The sequence below is a fragment of the Selenomonas dianae genome (genome assembly GCF_030644225.1).
GTDB lineage: Bacteria > Bacillota > Negativicutes > Selenomonadales > Selenomonadaceae > Centipeda > Centipeda dianae.
The window spans coordinates 986,954-1,005,992 of record NZ_CP128650.1 but is presented as its reverse complement, the minus strand read 5'-3'; the positions used below and the strand labels follow the sequence as shown (position 1 = coordinate 1,005,992).

The following is a 19,039-nucleotide window of genomic DNA, read 5'->3' as shown; positions in this document are numbered from 1 at the left end:
AAACTTCACAGAAGAAACTGTAAGCAAATTGTATTGATAGGCTTGTACCTCTTCGCACTTACGTTATTGTAATGTGTTGAGCGCGGTCAACGTCATCCAATCACACGTCGCTCTCGCTCGTGTTCTTGGGACGTTTTCGCGTACGACCTGTTACCCGTTCAGCTTCATCCTACGGATTCGCTTCTCGGACAGGTCAGTAAGTCAAGCCCTCGACCGATTAGTGCTGGTCAGCTCCACACATTGCTGTGCTTCCACACCCAGCCTATCTACCTCGTCTTCTTCAAGGGGTCTTACTTCCTTTTAGGAATGAGATACTTCATCTCGGGACGGGCTTCACGCTTAGATGCTTTCAGCGTTTATCCCTTCCGGACGCAGCTACCCGGCCGTGCCCTTGGCAGGACAACCGGTACACCGTTGGTCCGTCCACTCCGGTCCTCTCGTACTAGGAGCAGCCTCCCTCATGTATCTTGCGCCCGCGATGGATATGGACCGAACTGTCTCACGACGTTCTGAACCCAGCTCACGTACCACTTTAATGGGCGAACAGCCCAACCCTTGGGACCTGCTTCAGCCCCAGGATGTGATGAGCCGACATCGAGGTGCCAAACCTCCCCGTCGATATGGACTCTTGGGAGAGATTAGCCTGTTATCCCCAGGGTAGCTTTTATCCGTTGAGCGATGGCAATTCCACTCTCTTTCCACCGGATCACTAAGCCCTACTTTCGTACCTGCTCGACCCGTCAGTCTCGCAGTCAAGCTCCCTTCTGCCTTTATGCTCTTCGCGCGATTTCTGTCCGCGCTGAGGGAACCTTTGGACGCCTCCGTTGCTCTTTCGGAGGCGACCGCCCCAGTCAAACTGCCCGCCTGGTACTGTCCCGAACACTGTTAATGTTCCGGTTAGATCCTTAGCATATAAAGGCCGGTATCCCAACGGTGACTCCTTCTACTCTAGCGAGTAGATCTCCCAGTCTCCCGGCTATCCTGTACGTTATATGCCAAAGACCAATGCCAAGCTGCAGTAAAGCTCCATGGGGTCTTTCTGTCCAGTCGCGGGTAACCTGCATCTTCACAGGTATTTCAATTTCACCGGGTCCCTCGTTGAGACAGTGCCCAAATCGTTACGCCTTTCGTGCGGGTCGGAACTTACCCGACAAGGAATTTCGCTACCTTAGGACCGTTATAGTTACGGCCGCCGTTTACAGGGGCTTCAGTTCGCTGCTTCATCTCAAGGACTAACAACTCTCCTTAACCTTCCTGCACCGGGCAGGCGTCAGCACCTATACTTCAGCTTGCGCTTTCGCAGGCACCTGTGTTTGTGGTAAACAGTCGCTTGGGCCTCTTTTCTGCCGCCGCCCAAAGCTCCGAGAGCAAGTCTCTTCACCTCAAGCGGCCATCCTTTTCCCGAAGTTACGGATGCATTTTGCCGAGTTCCTTAACGAGGGTTTTCCCGCGCACCTTAGGATTCTCTCCCCGCCTACCTGTGTCGGTTTTGGTACGGGCGGACGTCTTCTCGTTAGAAGCTTTTCTTGGCAGTGTAGTGCAGCTGAATTCAGATTGACCGTAGTCTTTCCTATCTATCGGTTCTCGGCCTTATGATACGGGGATTTGCCTCCATATCAGCCTACCGCCTTCGACGCGCCCAACCATTCGCGCGCTCAGCTTCCTTCCTGCGTCACTCCATCCTCAAACGAAGACGCCCGGTACTGGAATTTTCGCCAGTTGTCCATCGCCTATGCTTTTCGCCTCGGCTTAGGTCCCGACTTACCCCGGGACGACGAGCGTTGCCCGGGATACCTTAGGCTTTCGGTGGACAGGATTCTCACCTGTCGTTTCGCTACTCATACCGGCATTCTCACTTCTTATCCGTCCAGCAGTCCTTCCGGTCTGCCTTCGTCCAGATAAGAACGCTCCCCTACCCATCGTACCTAGTACGATGCCGCGGCTTCGGTTCTGTGCTTTAGCCCCGGATATTTTCGGCGCAGGGCCTCTCGACCAGTGAGCTATTACGCACTCTTTTAATGGTGGCTGCTTCTGAGCCAACATCCTGGTTGTTTTCGAAGTCCTACATCCTTCTCCACTTAGCACAGCATTTGGGACCTTAGCCGGCGGTCTGGGCTGTTTCCCTCTTAAATACGGGTCTTATCACTCGCATTCTGACTCCCAGGCTGCCCATATGAGCCATTCGTAGTTTGACTGGGGTCGGTAGGCTTTACGCCCCCTTGCCCGATCAGTGCTCTACCGTCTCTATGGTGATTCGCCTGAGGCTAGCCCTAAAGCTATTTCGGGGAGAACCAGCTATCTCCACGTTCGATTGGCATTTCACCCCTATACACATCTCATCCCAACGTTTTTCAACACGCACGGGTTCGGTCCTCCACTCATTTTTACCTGAGCTTCAACCTGGACATGTATAGATCACTGTGGTTTCGGGTCTGATCCATGCTACTGCTCGCCCTCTTAAGACTCGCTTTCGCTTCGGCTCCGCGTCTCCCGCTTAACCTCGCAGCATAAATCAACTCGCCGGTTCATTCTTCAATAGGCACGCCGTCGCACATGTAAAGTGCTCCGACTGTTTGTAGACATACGGTTTCAGGTTCTATTGCACTCCCCTCCCGGGGTTCTTTTCACCTTTCCCTCACGGTACTTTTCGCTATCGGTCGTTTTGATGTATTTAGCCTTGGATGGTGGTCCACCCTGCTTCCCACCGGGTTCCTCGTGCCCTGTGGTACTCTGGATTCCTGCCCGCTTTTCACTCTTTCGTGTACGAGGGTCTCACTCTCTTTGCCGCACCTTCCCAGATGCTTCCACTAAAGTGTCCGGTTTGTTGCAGGTCCGCAACCCCAAGAAACCGAAGTCTCTTGGTTTGGGCTCCTCCCGTTTCGCTCGCCGCTACTCAGGGAATCTCGGTGCTCCACTCATGAATACTCTGGCGCATCTGCTTGTCTGATTCCTCAGCTGCTTTGTCATCGTCGCTTGCCATAGCCACCGCTATGACGCGCTCCTCTTCCTCGCATCTGAGAAAATCATCCTGCGCATCTGCAATCCAGCTTATTCATGAGCGAAACACAGTTGATTTCTTTTCCTCCGACTACTTAGATGTTTCAGTTCATCGGGTGTTTTCTCCTTATCTCGTAGATAAGGTGACAAGACGTTACTCTTGCCGGGTTGCCCCATTCGGAAATCCATGAGTCAAGGCTTACTTGCAGCTCGTCATGGCTTATCGCAGCTTATCGCGTCCTTCTTCGTTTCAAAACGCCTAGGCATCCGCCGTATGCCCTTGTTCGCTTGACTTAACGTCTCACGACTTCAAGGTATTTTCGCTTTATCCTAATTTGCTATTCGGAAGCACTGATTCATTCAGCCCTCCATCTTGGGCATCTTTTCCGCTCTGCCGTTGTCGACAAATCCTCCACATAGCTCTGCTATGCGTCCGGTTTGTCTCCGCGGCAGACCATAAAATCTGCGCCAAGCTGAATGACTTCATTTCATCAGCGATTCCTCGGGAAAATCTATTCTGTTACTTTCTACCTTGCGGTAGAAGACCTCAGTGAGGAAAACTTTATGCATGAGTACACAAAGTCTCCCTTGTTTTAGATTTTCTTGTTTCTTCTGTGCAGTTTTCAGTGAACAAAAGGACTACCGCAGAGATATTCATCTCTTCGATGCGCCCTCAAAACTAGACAATGCAAAACTAAGCCTGATGACCGACCTAAGATTGTGAACCGTTGGTTCATCCTAATCCTTAGAAAGGAGGTGATCCAGCCGCACCTTCCGATACGGCTACCTTGTTACGACTTCACCCCAGTCACCTTCCCCACCTTAGACGGCTGCGCCGGCTTCGGGTGTGAACGACTTCCGTGGTGTGACGGGCGGTGTGTACAAGACCCGGGAACGTATTCACCGCAGTATGCTGACCTGCGATTACTAGCGATTCCGACTTCATGCAGGCGAGTTGCAGCCTGCAATCCGAACTGGGAAACGGTTTTTGAGGTTCGCTTGCCCTCGCGGGTTCGCTGCTCTCTGTCCGTTCCATTGTAGTACGTGTGTAGCCCAGACCATAAGGGGCATGATGACTTGACGTCATCCCCGCCTTCCTCCGCGTTCTCCGCGGCAGTCTCCTTTGAGTGCCCACCATAACGTGATGGCAACAAAGAACAGGGGTTGCGCTCGTTGCGGGACTTAACCCAACATCTCACGACACGAGCTGACGACAGCCATGCACCACCTGTTTTCCTGTCTCCGAAGAGAGGATGCTATCTCTAGCACTTTCAGTCAATGTCAAGGCCTGGTAAGGTTCTTCGCGTTGCTTCGAATTAAACCACATACTCCACCGCTTGTGCGGGTCCCCGTCAATTCCTTTGAGTTTCAGTCTTGCGACCGTACTCCCCAGGCGGGATACTTATTGCGTTAACTCCGGCACGGTAGGGGTCGATACCTCCCACACCTAGTATCCATCGTTTACGGCCAGGACTACCGGGGTATCTAATCCCGTTCGCTCCCCTGGCTTTCGAGCCTCAGCGTCAGTTGCAGTCCAGAAAGCCGCCTTCGCCACTGGTGTTCCTCCCAATATCTACGCATTTCACCGCTACACTGGGAATTCCGCTTTCCTCTCCTGTACTCAAGACATATAGTTTCTTTCCCATCACGGGGTTGAGCCCCGAACTTTTAAGAAAGACTTATATGCCCGCCTGCGCTCCCTTTACGCCCAATGATTCCGGACAACGCTCGCCACCTACGTATTACCGCGGCTGCTGGCACGTAGTTAGCCGTGGCTTCCTCGACAGGTACCGTCATTGCAAGAGTTTATTCACCTCTGGCACGTTCGTCCCCGTCAACAGAGCTTTACGATCCGAAGACCTTCTTCACTCACGCGGCGTTGCTCCGTCAGGCTTGCGCCCATTGCGGAAGATTCCCCACTGCTGCCTCCCGTAGGAGTCTGGGCCGTGTCTCAGTCCCAATGTGGCCGTTCATCCTCTCAGACCGGCTACTGATCGTCGCCTTGGTGAGCCGTTACCTCACCAACCAGCTAATCAGACGCAGACCCATCGACAGGTGATAGCATAAAAAGAGGCCATCTTTCACGGAAGAGAGATGCCTCTCCTCCGCTTCATTCGGTATTAGCATTCCTTTCGGAATGTTGTCCCCATCCTGTCGGCAGGTTGTCTACGTGTTACTCACCCGTTTGCCACTAGATTCTCTAAAAGCAAGCTTTAAGATCATCCCGTTCGACTTGCATGTGTTAAGCACGCCGCCAGCGTTCGTCCTGAGCCAGGATCAAACTCTCCGCTAATGTGAAGAGCCTGTTGGCTCAAAATGTCATTCTTGTAAAAGAATTGTTGTTTCGTTGACCGAAGGTGTTTCCACCTTCACAACGATGTTGCATCTGGCTTGTTGGATTCGAAAATCCAACTGTTTTGCATTGTGTAGTTTTCAGGGTACATCCTGCGCCGCTGTTGGTTTCATCGGCTTTCGCCGCTCTTCGTTTGCCGCATCGGCGCGACTGTCATAATATAACACAGGTGATTGACCTTCGTCAACCCCCTTTTTTATCTTTTTTGCTTTTCGTCAAAAATAACGTGTGATATAATTATTTTACCACATAAATACGACAAAGGAAATATTGCCATGCATGAATACAAGCACACTCTCATCCTCCCAAACCTCCATGCAACGCTGCCATGCGTACCGTCGCAGGAGATTATCTGCATTGGCGGAGGACGAACACCGGCAAAAGATTGGCTGACACAGTTCGTTCAGCAATCCGAAAAGGGCAGTACCGATCGCCCCATCTTGGCGATTGACCGGGGTGTAAATATCTGTCATGCACTAAAGCTTCCACCCGTCCATCTGATCGGCGATGGGGACAGCGCAAGCAGCAAGGCATGGACGTGGGCAGAAGAACGCGGTACACATGTACATGCCTTCCCACCAGAAAAGGATTTTACGGACACGGAGCTTGCGCTTCAAATTGCCGCAGAGCAGTATGCCCACCCACTCGCCATTTTGACGGCAGCATTTGGCGGGCGGCTCGACCATCTCATGAGTACCGCCTCTGTCGCCGCACACGCCCCCATCCCCTGCGTACTTGTGGACGAGCGCGAAACACTTTTCTATCTCCATGCGGGCGAATCGCTGACGGTGACGTGCGACGCTTCTCCGCATACCATATCGCTCCTCCCCTTTACGGAGAAATGTACGGGCGTAACAACGCGTGGTCTGTATTGGGAACTGCGGGATGCGTGCATCACAAATCGTGCATCACTTGCAATCAGCAACGTGCTCGCACACGAAAACACAAAAAACACGTTTACCGTCTCCATCAAGAACGGCGTTCTCGGCGTTTATCTCTGCCATAAAGAATAAAGGAAGTTTTCATTGAATATCAATATCCCACAATCCTATTTCAGCAAACTCATGCGCGCCGTCGTGGAGTTCGAACTGATCGAGCAGGGCGACCGCATCTTGATCGGTGTATCGGGCGGCAAGGACAGCATTTTTCTCACCTACGCCCTCGCCATCCTGCGCGAACGTCTGAAAAGAGATTTTACCATCGCGGCATTCACCGTCAATCCGCACTTTGACGATCCGTTTGATACCGATGCGATTGCAGCATTCTGCAAGCAGCTTAATGTCCCCTACGAGGTTGTGGATGTCGATATCGCAGGCGCGATTGCGGAGCAGGACGACAAAAGCCCCTGCTTTACCTGCGCGTTCTTTCGGCGCGGCGCAGTCAACCGCTATGCCGCAGCACACCATATGAATAAGGTCGCCTACGCGCATCACCATGACGATGCCGTGGAGACCTTTCTCATGAGTCTATTCTACTCGGGGCAGTTGAACACGTTCCGTCCCAAAACCTATCTCGATAAGACGGACATTACCGTCATCCGCCCCCTCGTCTACTTCCGCGAGCAGGAAATCATCGACGCGATCCAATACCACGGCTTCACGCCGATCCCCTCGCCCTGCCCCCACAACGGCAACACCACACGCCAGACCGTCAAAGAACTGATTGAAACGCTCGGCAGGGATAATCCGAACCTCTACAAACACCTCGCCGCAGGGATGCGTGAGGGTGCACTCGGCGAGCTTTGGCCCGCAAGCAAGACGCGCAAGGAGATGGAGCGCACCTACCGCACCTTTATGGCAAAGGGGAATCGGTAGAATAGATTGTAGACATATTCGATTATATGCGTAGATGGGATTGATTTTCACCTGTAAGGCAAGAATTTTCAAGTCGTGACATATGTTTTTATGTGTGAAGGTTGAGTCATTCGATATTCAGTCCAACATCAGAGCGCAACTGGATTGCCTCTGCAATATGTGCTGGCGTGATAACGGGACTTTGCCCGAGATCGGCAATCGTCCGTGCTACCTTGATGATGCGGTCGTGAGAACGCGCCGATAGGTTGATGCGGTGAAATGCCGCCTCAAGCAACCCCTCAGCCTCCTGCTCAAGCCGACAATATTTCTTTATCATGCTGTGATTCATCTGTGCATTACAAAAGAGGCCGTGTCTCTGCAATCGCTCGCGCTGAATGATGCGAGCTGCCACAACACGCTGACGAATGGATTCAGAGGATTCCGCCTTACGCGTAGCATGAAGATCCGCATAGGTTACACGCGACACACGGATATGAAGATCGATACGGTCAAGCAACGGTCCTGATAATTTTCGTGTATATCGCTTGATCTCGCCCGCAGAACACTCACATATATGATCCTTATCTCCGTGAAATCCACAGGGGCACGGATTCATCGCGGCTACCAAAATGATACTAGAGGGAAAGGTCAGTGTTGCGTTCGCACGCGACACGGTAATCTGACGATCCTCGATCGGCTCGCGCAGCACCTCAAGTGTCTTCTTGCTGAACTCCGGCAGCTCATCCAGAAAGAGCACGCCGTGATGGGCAAGCGTCACCTCCCCCGGACGCGGGATACTGCCTCCGCCGATCATCGCCACCGTCGAGGACGTATGATGCGGACTGCGAAAGGGGCGCGTCGTCACAAGCCCCGTATCCTTGCCGAGCAGCCCCGAGATGCTGTAAATCTTTGTGATCTCGATGGCTTCTTCCTTCGTCAGCTCCGGCAGAATCGAAGGCATCCGACGTGCCAGCATCGTCTTGCCAGAACCGGGCACGCCGACCATGAGGACATTATGCCCTCCTGCCGCTGCAATCTCAAGCGCACGTTTCGCCTGATACTGCCCCTGCACATCCGCAAAGTCATCGGTGAAAGCGGCGTCTTTTTGTGTTTCGATATGATTTGGTGTGGCAGGAGTCAGCGTCTCCGTGCCTGTCAGATGACGCACAAGCTGCGCCAGATTCTCAACCGCATAGACCTTCAGTCCGTCAATGAGGAGTGCCTCATCTGCATTGGAGGGAGCAACGTAGAATTCCGTCAGACCGTGCTCACGCGCCGTAATCGCCATCGGAAGGATGCCGCTGATCGGACGGCAGTTTCCATCGAGAGAGAGTTCCGCCGAAAAGAGTGCATTCTGCACCGCCGCCTCCGGAACCATGCCGTAGGAAGCAAGGAGTCCGACGGCTATCGGCAGATCAAGCCCCGAGCTGTCCTTTCGCACATCGGCGGGCGCAAGATTCACCGTCACCCGTTCCTGCCGCAACTGAATGCCGGAGTTACGAATCGCCGTCCGTACCCGCTCCTTCGACTCCTTCACCGACGTATCGGGAAGCCCCACCAGCTCAAAGCCCGGCAGCCCGGGCGATACATCCACCTCAACGTCGATAATCCGTCCGTCTATCCCGAGGGTCGTCGCACCATAAGTCTTTGCAAACAACGGCCTTCCCTCCTATTGTAGTCTCGTATTTTTCTTCACGATCTCTGGACTCCGTCCTCAGATACAGTTCACTCCCCTTTGTTCTCCTTTGTTGCCGAGACTTCAGGAAAGAAGTGCACCTCTACACGGTTCTTTGCTTTGTCTGAAATCCATTTGGTCAAGCGAGCACGCGACGCTTCGTCCATATCCGATTGCAGATATATGAACGCAATTTGCGTTTCACTCAGAGCAGCCGATTTATCCCCAGTGCCGGCAGGTGCGCGTACACTCCCGACGGCGATGCGGGAGATTTGCGGAAATACGATGTGTGCCTCTCGATTCCAGTCCAATATGTAGGTTCCCTGCTTCTCGCTTTCCTCGCGGGCAGACTTGAGTGCAGTCACGGTCTGCTGCTCCTGCACAGAGGGGATGGCACTTTTCCTAACCTCGCTGAGTCTCTGATCGATCATTGCCTCCATCTCTTCGCGATCTTCCGCAGAAAAAACCTCTAGCCGGAACGCTCTGAGATGTGCCTTTTCATGCAGTTTCTCCGTCAATCCCGTCAAATCATCCTCCGATATTCCCGTGATCGTAAACACCGTCAATGTTTTCTTCTGGCTGTCCAAGGTATAAGAGATCGCAAGGTGAGGCAGTGCTTTGAAATTCTCCTCGATATAGATCTTCGCCTGCTCGTTCTCCAGATTTTCCTGCACGCTTTGATACGCAAAGAAACAGCTGGGCAGCGTGACAAGTATGGCAACGGCCATCAGATAGCGTTTCTGTCTTGAGAATTCCACGGAGTTCCGCTCTATCTTGGAGGGAATGTCTATGATTTTCAAGACGATGAATGCCGTCAGACAGATAAAGAAGCTGTTGATAAAGAACAGGTAGAGTGCGCCCACAGTGTACGCCATAACGCCCGTGGCAATGCCATATCCTGCGGTGCAGAGAGGAGGCATAAGAGCTGTCGCAATCGCAACACCGGGGATGACATTCCCGCCCTCTTTGCGTGTTACGCCGATGATTCCTGCCAATCCGCCAAAGACAGCAATCAAAACGTCCCAGATGGTCGGCGATGTCCGTGCAAGCAGTTCGGACGAGGGGGCATCGATCGGTGTGAGGGAAAAATAAAGCGTCGATGTGGCAACCGAAATGACGACTTGGGCGAGCAGGCTTCCTGCGCTGGAACGGATGTATGTGCTGTCATAACGGGCAAGCCCATAGCCAATGCCAAGGATCGACCCCATCAGCGGGGAGATCAGCATCGCGCCAATGATGACCGCCGTGCTGTTCATATTGAGCCCGATGGAGGCGATAAAGATCGCCAGCATCAGGACACTGAGATTCGTCCCCCGAAATCGCACGCCGGCATTGATCCGCTCTGTAATCTCCTGTATTGACGCAATGTCGCCATGCAAGTCAAAAAAATCGTTTAGCTTATTCCAAATCAAACAATCCCTCTCCTTCGGTCTCTATATTAGGATATTGGCCATTTATAGAAATAATACCACGATTTTACGAGTATCTTCGACTCCTTCACCGACGTATCGGGAAGCCCCACCAGTTCAAAGCCCGGCGGCCCGGGCGACACATCCACCTCAACGTCGATAATCCGTCCATCAATCCCGAGGGTCGTCGCACCATAAGTCTTTGCAAACAACGGCCTTCCCTCCTACGTTTCAAATATAAGAAAATTATAACACAAGAGAGGGGAAGATGCCTAATGATTCTTTGCAAAAGAAAAGAGATTCCAAACGCTGGGTAGGGCGAATGGAATCTGTGTTGTGTGTGGGAGCATCACCAATCTCAAGTCGTTCAACCTGTATGTCCAGAGGCATTTTTGTTTTTTACGGCACACTGCTCTTCGCCCCTGTAAAAATGCAATTTTTCTGCACAGAAGCCGATGTGGATGTAGGCATCAATAGAAATATGAGGCTGATTATCGCGAAGACAATTCCACCGAACATGATCGCTGCCATACCGTATGTGGCAATGATCGCGCCGCCGAACATCGCCCCCGCCATTGTTCCGGCATTCGTTGCCGTCAAAAAGAGTCCATTTGCGAATGTCGGTGCGTCGAGTGCAGCGCGTGTGATCCAGAACTGATTCATATTTGCGTTGACACCGCCGACAAGTCCCCAGAGAAGGATATGCTATTCTTCATTTGTGGTTGTCAGGACACTTCTAGTTTAGCATAGGAGGCGCATCCCTTTTCTATAAGAATTTTTTCTCTACCCCCAGTTGAACTTGGGGGTTTATCATGCCTATTCGGCGACCACATATGAAAAACATCGAGCTATGTTATATAATAGCCCGATGTTTCTTAGAAGCATGATAAAATGAGATTAGCAAACGATACTGAACTTATCAACGCTTCCTTTATTCTAGTGCAATCCTCACAGACACGCCGACCTCGTCCGCTACAGCACGCAGCTGCATCCAATAAGTCTCAGAGATACGCTCATCCCCTGCAATCGGATAGGGGATGCCGAGGCGCTGATACTTTCCCTTGCCGAGGGTATGGTAGGGCAGGATGTCCACGCGTTCGACCGCATCTCCGAGTTTTTTCACAAACGCCATGCGCTTTTGCACATCGGCGAGATCATCGTTGTACCCCGGCACAATCACCATGCGGATGATGAGACGCTGCCCCTTTGCCGCAAGTTTTTCAAGATTTGCAAGGATGCGTGCGTTGCCCCTGCCCGTGCACGCCCGATGAAGTTCCCCATCGAACGCCTTGACATCGTAGAGCACATACGCCATGTGATCGGAGAGGCGGTCAAGCGTCTCCCACGGAACATCGCCCGCCGTGTCAAGCGCGGAGGATATGCCCATCGCCGCGAGACGCGCCGCCGTATCCGCCACAAAGTCCGCCTGCAGCGCTGCCTCTCCGCCGGAGAAGGTGATGCCGCCGCCCGACTCCTCATAAAAGGTGCGGTCACGCGCAAGCCATGCTGCGAGCTGTGCGCTGTCCCACTCCTCCCCGACCTCCTGCGTGCGCTCCTCGCCGCCGAGCGTGAAATGCATCGTCTTCTTCCCCGGCAGCATTAGCTCGGGATTCGAGCACCACTTACAGCGCAGATTGCAATTCACGCAGAACACCGTCGTACGGATGCCGGGACCGTCCTTTGTGGAGTAGCCCTGCAGAAACCCGACGAGACCTTTCACACTCACCACTCGTTCTCCGTACGCGCAATGATGGCATCCTGCGTCTCTGGCATGAGCGAAACAAACTGCGCGCAGTAGCCCGCCACACGCACGATGAGATCCGTGTACTGCTCGGGATTCTTCTGCGCGTCGCGCAGCGTCGTGGAGTCAATGACGTTGAACTGATTGTGATAGATGCCCATGCGCTGACTCGCGCGCAGGAATCCCACGAATTTTTGCAGATTCTCCTCACCCGCGAGCGTGCCCGGTGCAAAGCGCATGTTGAGCAGCTGTCCCGCCGCAACCTTCCAGTTCGGCAATTTCGACACGGAGCGGATGACGGCCGTCGGGCCGTTCACATCCGTCCCCTGCGTCGGCGAGCATCCCTCGTTGAGCGGCGAGCGTGCCATACGCCCGTCCGGCGTCGCCCCCACGTCCAGACCGTTTGGCACATAGGATGTGATATTGCTCGTGGACATTGTATAGCAGCTGACCTCGGGGCCTCTGCCCGTCCGATCGGTCTTATATGCGGGCAGGAGTTCCAGATAAGACTCGAAGATGTCGCGCACGATACCGTCCACCTCGTCCTCATCGTTGCCAAACTTCGGCGCGGACTTGACAAGATCGTGGACACGCTTGCCCTCCTCTCCCATCCAGTTGACCTCCATCGCGTGTTTCAGTTCGTCCCATGTCAGCTTTTTCTCGTCAAAGATCAGCTTCTTGATCGCCTCGAACGAGTTGCCGAGCACGGCGGGACCGATGTTCGACTGCGAGATCACGTCGTACTGACAGCCGCCGTTCTTGAGCAGCTTGCCGACCTCCATGCAGTTGTCGATAAAGCAGGAGGCAAACGGGTCGGCATCGTACACGGCGAGCGCCTTGTCGCAGATCACATCGCATTCGACGGCGATGTCCGAGTAGAATTTCAGCAGCTTCTTCCATGCCGCCCACATCTCATCATAGGACTTGTACGTGATGTCCTTACCGGGCTGCCCGTTCACACTCATCATCTGGATGCCGCTGTCGGGATCGGTGCCGTTGTAGATGACAAGCTCCAAAATCTTGCCCCAGTTGACGTAGGTCATGCCCGTCGCACGGTGTCCGTATTTGCCGGGCACGCCCGTCTCCACGCAGCCGATCGCGCAGTAGTCGAGCGCATCCTCGCGTTTGATGCCGAGGCTCTCCAGCCCGCGCACTGCCGCGTCGTCGTTGAACATGGACGGCATACCGCAGCCCGTGCGGATGAGACGCCCCGCGAGGCGCAGCAGACTCTCGGGCGTGTCGGCGTTGTAGCGCATGGAGAAGTTCGGCTCCGCCATCGCCGTGAGGTTCATCGCCTCGATGCAGAGCGCGGACAGTTCGTTCGAGCCGTCCGTACCGTCGGGGCGGTAGCCGCCGACCATGAGGTTCGAGTAGAGCGGATGGCCCTGCGAGAAGCGCGTGTGCCCGTAGGGGCGCACCTTGTTGTTGCCGCTGTTCATGAGGAACATATGGGTCGTGATCTCAAGCGCCTTTTCCACCGACAAAATCCCATGGTCGATATCGTGCCGATAGAGATCGTACATATATTGGTCGAAGCGACCGTAGCAGAAGGAATGCCCGTTGCTCTCGATCATCTGGAGCATGTGCACGAGGTAGACCGTCTCGCAGCCCTCCCAGTAGCTCTGCGCGGGGCGCTCCATCAGCGTCTCTGCCATCTCGCCCATCGCCAGCAGTTCCTCACGCCGCTTCGGATTCTGCTCCTTCTCCGCCAGTTCCCGTGCGAGCGCGGCATAGCGTTTGATAAAGTCAAGTGCCCCTTCGAGCGCGATCACGACCGCCTCATAGAAGACGCGGTTCTCCTCGGTAAGCCCCGCCCCTTTTAACTTTTCCTTTGCCTCCTCGCTGATGGCGCGGAAGCCCTTTTCGAGAATCAGCTCGTGCTTCGGGACAATGTGCCCGTCGCCCGACATGGAGATGCCGCCACGATGGATGACCTTCTGCTTTTCCGCCATGCGGACGCTCTCCGTTGTCGTCCGCTGTACCTCGTCCTCGTGCGTGTGCCCGTGCCAGTACGGCGCGATGCGGCGGATATCCTCCTTGACCTCCTCTGTGATGTAGAACACGTCGCCCGAACGCTTGTCGAACTCGTCGAGTTCCTTCACCACCCAGTCAATAGAAAACTCGGGGAAAATCGGTGCGGCAAAGTTGCGGCTTGCCTGATTGCCGAAGATCAGGCTGTCCTCCTCGATGTAGATTGTCATGTGGCGCAGGGTATGCGCGAACGCCTTCGCCTTGCGGATCGTATAATCCTCGCCCTCGGTCTCACGGAACGACTCCGTATAGAGCACGGCGCGCTCGCTACAGATGCTCGCGCGGCGCTCCTGCATATAGTTGTGAAAGCGCTCGATGCGCTCCATGTCGATGTCGTCCGTCTGCGGGACAAATTCCAAAAACTTCATGGTCAGCCCTCCATTCAACGCGCAGCATAACACTCTAACTCATTGTGCAGCACTTCATCTGCCGCCGCCACATCGACAGGGATGTCAACATGTGGAATAAATCCGCAGCCCTTCGGTCCATACCCGTTCTCATCATCACGGAGACGGCGAATCTCCCCCATCAACAGGGAGTAAAAGCGCTCGCGCGGCCAAAGTCCCTTGATCTGTTCGGTAAATTCCAACTCCGCATTCATCTGCGGCACAAACGGGGCATAGCTGATCAGTATATCCCCTTTCGTGACAAGATCTGCCATAGATACATAGCTGCGATACTGCATCGTCGGATCCTGCAGGAGAATCATCACCTGATGAGGAATGCCATACTCCCTCAGTATACGGAGTGCATTCCGCCCATTCTCCGAGCAGTTGCGAGAGGCGTTCTCCACGAGGATATCCTGCTCCGGAATATCAAACTTCTTACGCGCAATTTCTGCATAGATATCCGCCTCTGCACCAGACAGATCACAGGCGCGGTATTCCGGCATTGCCTTCATCTTGTCCTTTAAGATCTGCGTGGAATGCCCGACTCCTCCAGCAAACAAGATCTTTTTGCATATGCCGGAGAGATAGGCTCTGCACGCAGCCTCCGCCACCTCCGGCAAATCGTTGCCAAACGCAAGCAAAACATCGGCTTGTCCTGCTCCACAATGTACCTCCAAGCTCTCAGGCGTCAGTTCCTCGATCTGTCGCAGTGCCAGAAAACAACTGATCGTATTGATGGCATCCTCCAGCTTCATCTATTACCTCCATTTATTTTATATGTATCATACATTTGTTATGTATAATTTACACTAATAAGGAACTTCTGTCAATAGTGAAATACACTCATGTCTCTAAGGATCTGAGATCGAGCGAATCAAAACCATCCAGCAGGGATTTCACGCGAGCGGCAATCACTGCGCAGCCTCCCTCCGAGCGACTTTCTATGTTGAGCGGCATGTTCGGATCGTGGAGCGACATGCGCAGGAGTGCCCATCCCTCGGCGAAGACGAGACGGACGCCCTCATAGGACGGCTCTGCGATGGAGATACCCGCCGCCCGCGCGCGCTCACCGAATGCGGAAAGCACCTTGTCCCCGTAGACGCGGTACGCCTCCTGCCCGACGATGCGCAAACGGTATTCGCGGCTCTCTGCAGGCTGCCCGAGGCGCGCAATGCGCGATGCGAGGGGATGTCCCTCCTTTCGCCCCAGTGCTGCGGCGATCAGCAGGCGGACGGCGAGGTACGCCCCGTCGTCGAGATAGTAGTTCTCGCGCAGCGCGCCGTGCCCCGAAGTCTCGATCGCGAGCGGTGAACTGATGCCCTCTCTGTTCAGGCGGATGCACTCGTTGATGACGTTCTTATAGCCACGCATATAGCGGTGGTGCTTCAGCCCCAGTTTCTGCTCCAAGAACACGCTCAGCTCGTCCGACGTGACGGAATCCGTCACAATCGTACTGCCAGGATACTCCTCCGCAAGAATCGATGCCATCATCGCAATCAGGCTGTTGCGGCTGATTTCCTCCCCATTGGCGAGGACGGCACCCATGCGGTCGACATCCGTATCAAAGATAAGTCCGAGATCTGCCTTGCTCGCAAGAACGGCATTTCGTAGGGACTCCATTGCCGTCTTGTCCTCCGGATTCGGCATATGGTTTGGGAACATCCCGTCGGGTTCGAGGAACTGACTGCCTTCCGTATTTGCCCCCAGTGGTTTCAATATGCGATTGACAAAGAATCCACCATCCCCGTTGCCCGCATCCACAACGACGTGCATTCCACGCAGAGGCTTTCCTCCACGCGGGAAACTGAGTTTCGTGCAGATCAGTCCGCGTAGATGTAGGGCATAGCGCGCGATCAGGTCATATTCCACAACCCCCGTGATGTCTGCTGTGCCCTCCTCAATCGTCGCTGCCATCTCAAGAATCGCATGGATGTCCTCGTGTTCCAATCCACCACTCGCCGTAAAGAACTTCATACCGTTCCGATTGTAGGGCAGATGACTCGCCGTCAGCATAACGGCACCGTCGGCAGCGGTCTCCGGAAAGATGATGGACATAAACATTGCCGGTGTCGAGGCAAGCCCACAGTCGAGCACTGCCGCGCCCTTTGCCCGCAGCCCTTTCACTGCTGCCTCCATCAGCATGGGGGCTGAGATGCGTGCATCATGCCCGATTGTGATCTTCAACTCGCCGGGCTTCTTGCCGCTGCGCCGCGCAAGAAACTCCACAAACGCACCCGCGATGCGGTTTACAGCTTCGACAGTAAGCGTTACCGGCTCGTCCGCAACACCCTCGACGGCAACACCGCGCACGTCGCTGCCATTCGCAAGCTTCATGATTGCATCCTTTGTCAGCATGGTAATTCTCCTTTGTGTTCGTTTACGAAAAGAAGCTGTCACATCGCCATGCAACAGCTTCGTCCAATACATTATGCCAGCAGCCCAATTGCATAGCCGATAATGCCGATCGCGAAGAGTCCGACAATGATGAGCAGCGGATTCACGCTCTTCTTGAGCAGATACATGCAGGCGAACGTCATGAGGAGCGGAACCATGCTCGGCATGAGGCTGTCGAGAATTGTCTGCACTGTCGTAACGACAAGTTCGCCCTGACTGTTCGTGTACTCCGAGAGAACAAGCGGCATATTGACGCTCGTCCACTTTGCGACAAGTGCCCCCATGACGAGGAGTCCGAGGACGGATGAACCCTCCGTGAGGTAGCGCATCTTGTTCCCGCCGACCTCTTCCACGAGCTCCGTCCCCTTCGCGTAGCCATACATGACGCCGTACCAGTGCGTCAAGAGACGCAGCACATTGAACGCGACGAAGAAGAGGATCGGTCCGATGATGCTGCCCGTCAGTGCAATTCCTGCACCAAGGGCGGCGAGAACGGGACGCAGCGTCCCCCAGAAGATCGGGTCCCCAACGCCCGCCAAGGGGCCAATAAGACCGACCTTGACACCCGAGAGCGTCTGCGGACTGATCGCCGCACCGTTCGCACGCTTTTCCTCCATCGCCGCAATGATGCCCATGATGGAGGCGGCAAGAAACGGCTGTGTATTGAAGAACTCGAGGTGACGTTTCAGTGCCGCCTTGAGTTCATCGCCCTGATAGAGCTTCTTGAGCGCGGGGATCAGCGAAACGCAGAATCCCATCGCCTGCATACGCTCGAAATTATAGGACGCGAGCAGGAAATTGGAGCGGATAAAGATCCAGACGAGCTCTCTCTTGGTCAGTTGCTTTTCCATGGCATTCCCTCCTCACATGAGATCCGAATCATCGATGTCATCCACTGCTTTGCTGCTCGTTCTGCCCGCGCCCGCCACACTCAGCTCGACCTCGAGGCTGCGGATGTGGAAGTAGGCGCAGATGAGACCAATCGCACCGAATGCGACGAGGTTCATCGGCGTGAAGACGGCGAGTAGGAAACCGAGGAAGAAGTATGGCATGAGGGACTTCGCATCCATCATGTTGATGACCATGGCGTATCCGACGACGACAATGAAACCACCCGAGACCTGGAGTCCACGTGTGACAACCTCGGGAATGGAGTTCAGCATCGCGCTGACCGTATCCGTCCCCGCGATAATTGCGACAAGACCTGCGGGTACGGCAACGCGGAGTGCCTGCAGGAGAAGTCCGCCGATGTGGCACATCTCAATGCCGAAGGTGCTGCCCTCCGCTGCGTATTTGTCCGCAAGATGTTGGAAAAAGACCGTGATCGTGCGGACGAAGATCGTAAGCACCTGCCCTGCCGCAGCGAGCGGAACGGCAAGCGCGATGCCCGCACCGATGCTCTGATGCCCGAGGATGACGAGGATGGTCGCGACCACCGAGGCAAGTGCCGAATCCGGTGCCATCGCCGCCCCGACGTTCATCCAACCGAGTGCGATCATTTCAAGCGTACCGCCAAGTATAATTCCGGTTGTGACATCGCCGAGCACAAGTCCGACTAATGTGCAGGCGACGAGAGGACGATGGAACTGCGCCTCGTCGAGCACACTCCCCATGCCGGCGATTGCCGCTACGAGAAGGAGCAGTGTAAATTCCATAGTGGATAACATAATGCTGAATCACGCTTCCTTTCTAAAATTACGTTCAACACAAACAATCAGACAAGTCCCTTGGCGCGCAGTGCCGTCATGAGATCCCCCTTCGTATCGCTTGCGAGCTTGCGAATCTCGACCTCCACGCCCATCTCCACAAGCTCGAGCAGCGCCTTGACATCCTGCGGACTCACGGAGACCGCACTGGAGATCATTGTGTCGCCCTCCTGATAGCACTTTCCTCCGAGGTTCACGGACGTGAACGGAATACCGCCCTTTATCGCGCGCACGACATCCGTCGGATTTGTGAACAGGAAAAGAGTCTTGAAGCTGTCATACTTTGGGTTCTTGTACGCCTCGATCGCCTTGTCCACAGGCACGACATACCCCTTCAGCCCCGGAGGTACGACCTGCAGCAGGAGCTTTTTGCGCATCTCATCCTTGGCGACCTCGTCGCTGCAGCACATAATGCGGTTGCAGCCTGTGACCTTCGACCATACAGTTGCGATCTGCCCATGAATGAGCCGATCGTCAATACGGCAAAATGCAATTTCCACGTTGTTTGTCTCCTTTCATTTGCCTGATGACACAAATATCAGCACATGTTA

Annotated in this window: 12 protein-coding genes, 2 rRNA genes and 1 pseudogene; 3 read left to right on the top strand and 12 right to left on the bottom strand. The window is 54.4% G+C overall.

Annotated features, from left to right (window positions below; translation table 11 throughout):
• Positions 1-197 precede the first annotated feature (197 nt).
• Positions 198-3,291: ribosomal RNA gene (locus QU667_RS04945) — 23S ribosomal RNA — on the bottom strand.
• Between the two features lie 455 nt (positions 3,292-3,746).
• Positions 3,747-5,290: ribosomal RNA gene (locus QU667_RS04940) — 16S ribosomal RNA — on the bottom strand.
• Together the 16S and 23S rRNA genes form the textbook arrangement of a ribosomal RNA operon.
• Positions 5,291-5,625: 335 nt before the next feature.
• On the opposite strand from QU667_RS04940, the gene QU667_RS04935 reads away from it, so the two are divergent.
• Positions 5,626-6,363, top strand: coding sequence for a thiamine diphosphokinase (locus tag QU667_RS04935; RefSeq protein WP_304988202.1), 738 nt, complete (start codon positions 5,626-5,628; stop codon positions 6,361-6,363).
• Positions 6,364-6,375: 12 nt separating this feature from the next.
• A complete protein-coding gene (locus QU667_RS04930) occupies positions 6,376-7,164 on the top strand; it encodes a tRNA 2-thiocytidine biosynthesis TtcA family protein (protein ID WP_304988201.1) in 789 nt (262 codons plus the stop codon).
• 106 nt (positions 7,165-7,270) lie between these two features.
• Here the strand turns inward: QU667_RS04930 and QU667_RS04925 are convergent, their stop codons facing one another.
• The 3 genes and pseudogenes from QU667_RS04925 to QU667_RS04915 all read right to left on the bottom strand — a co-directional run.
• Positions 7,271-8,800, bottom strand: a complete 1,530-nt coding sequence (locus QU667_RS04925; RefSeq protein WP_304988200.1) for a YifB family Mg chelatase-like AAA ATPase — start codon at positions 8,798-8,800, stop codon at positions 7,271-7,273.
• A gap of 68 nt (positions 8,801-8,868) precedes the next feature.
• Complete coding sequence (locus QU667_RS04920) at positions 8,869-10,230, bottom strand: DUF389 domain-containing protein (protein WP_304988199.1); 1,362 nt, start codon at positions 10,228-10,230, stop codon at positions 8,869-8,871.
• A gap of 59 nt (positions 10,231-10,289) precedes the next feature.
• Positions 10,290-10,439, bottom strand: a pseudogene (locus tag QU667_RS04915) (magnesium chelatase domain-containing protein); the annotation flags it as partial.
• Between the two features lie 269 nt (positions 10,440-10,708).
• On the opposite strand from QU667_RS04915, the gene QU667_RS04910 reads away from it, so the two are divergent.
• The gene (locus tag QU667_RS04910; protein WP_304988197.1) at positions 10,709-10,885 is read left to right on the top strand and encodes a hypothetical protein; all 177 of its coding nucleotides are present in this window, start codon (positions 10,709-10,711) and stop codon (positions 10,883-10,885) included.
• Between the two features lie 273 nt (positions 10,886-11,158).
• Here the strand turns inward: QU667_RS04910 and QU667_RS04905 are convergent, their stop codons facing one another.
• The 7 genes from QU667_RS04905 to QU667_RS04875 form a co-directional block, all read right to left on the bottom strand.
• On the bottom strand, positions 11,159-11,953 hold the full coding sequence (locus QU667_RS04905; RefSeq protein ID WP_304988196.1) for a radical SAM protein: 795 nt from the start codon (positions 11,951-11,953) through the stop codon (positions 11,159-11,161).
• Complete coding sequence (locus tag QU667_RS04900; protein ID WP_304988195.1) at positions 11,950-14,367, bottom strand: glycyl radical protein; 2,418 nt, start codon at positions 14,365-14,367, stop codon at positions 11,950-11,952. Before QU667_RS04900 ends, QU667_RS04905 begins: the two co-directional genes overlap by 4 nt.
• A gap of 14 nt (positions 14,368-14,381) precedes the next feature.
• Complete coding sequence (locus QU667_RS04895; protein ID WP_304988194.1) at positions 14,382-15,143, bottom strand: YdcF family protein; 762 nt, start codon at positions 15,141-15,143, stop codon at positions 14,382-14,384.
• 88 nt (positions 15,144-15,231) lie between these two features.
• Complete coding sequence (locus QU667_RS04890; protein WP_304988193.1) at positions 15,232-16,743, bottom strand: phosphohexomutase domain-containing protein; 1,512 nt, start codon at positions 16,741-16,743, stop codon at positions 15,232-15,234.
• A 71-nt stretch (positions 16,744-16,814) separates the two neighbouring features.
• The gene (gene manZ / locus QU667_RS04885) at positions 16,815-17,633 is read right to left on the bottom strand and encodes a PTS mannose transporter subunit IID (RefSeq protein ID WP_304988192.1); all 819 of its coding nucleotides are present in this window, start codon (positions 17,631-17,633) and stop codon (positions 16,815-16,817) included.
• Positions 17,634-17,645: 12 nt separating this feature from the next.
• Positions 17,646-18,437, bottom strand: a complete 792-nt coding sequence (locus tag QU667_RS04880; protein ID WP_304988191.1) for a PTS mannose/fructose/sorbose transporter subunit IIC — start codon at positions 18,435-18,437, stop codon at positions 17,646-17,648.
• 59 nt (positions 18,438-18,496) lie between these two features.
• Positions 18,497-18,988 carry a PTS sugar transporter subunit IIB gene (locus tag QU667_RS04875; RefSeq protein WP_304988190.1) on the bottom strand — a complete coding sequence of 164 codons (492 nt, stop codon included), beginning with the start codon at positions 18,986-18,988 and terminating at the stop codon, positions 18,497-18,499.
• Positions 18,989-19,039 lie beyond the last annotated feature (51 nt).

Coding starts and splice junctions, on each gene's coding strand:
- QU667_RS04895 (WP_304988194.1), bottom strand. CDS start 15,143: ATGAAGCTGGAGGATGCCATCAATACGATCAGTTGTTTTCTGGCACTG.
- QU667_RS04890 (WP_304988193.1), bottom strand. CDS start 16,743: ATGCTGACAAAGGATGCAATCATGAAGCTTGCGAATGGCAGCGACGTG.
- QU667_RS04935 (WP_304988202.1), top strand. CDS start 5,626: ATGCATGAATACAAGCACACTCTCATCCTCCCAAACCTCCATGCAACG.
- manZ (WP_304988192.1), bottom strand. CDS start 17,633: ATGGAAAAGCAACTGACCAAGAGAGAGCTCGTCTGGATCTTTATCCGC.
- QU667_RS04910 (WP_304988197.1), top strand. CDS start 10,709: ATGAGGCTGATTATCGCGAAGACAATTCCACCGAACATGATCGCTGCC.
- QU667_RS04880 (WP_304988191.1), bottom strand. CDS start 18,437: ATGGAATTTACACTGCTCCTTCTCGTAGCGGCAATCGCCGGCATGGGG.
- QU667_RS04900 (WP_304988195.1), bottom strand. CDS start 14,367: ATGAAGTTTTTGGAATTTGTCCCGCAGACGGACGACATCGACATGGAG.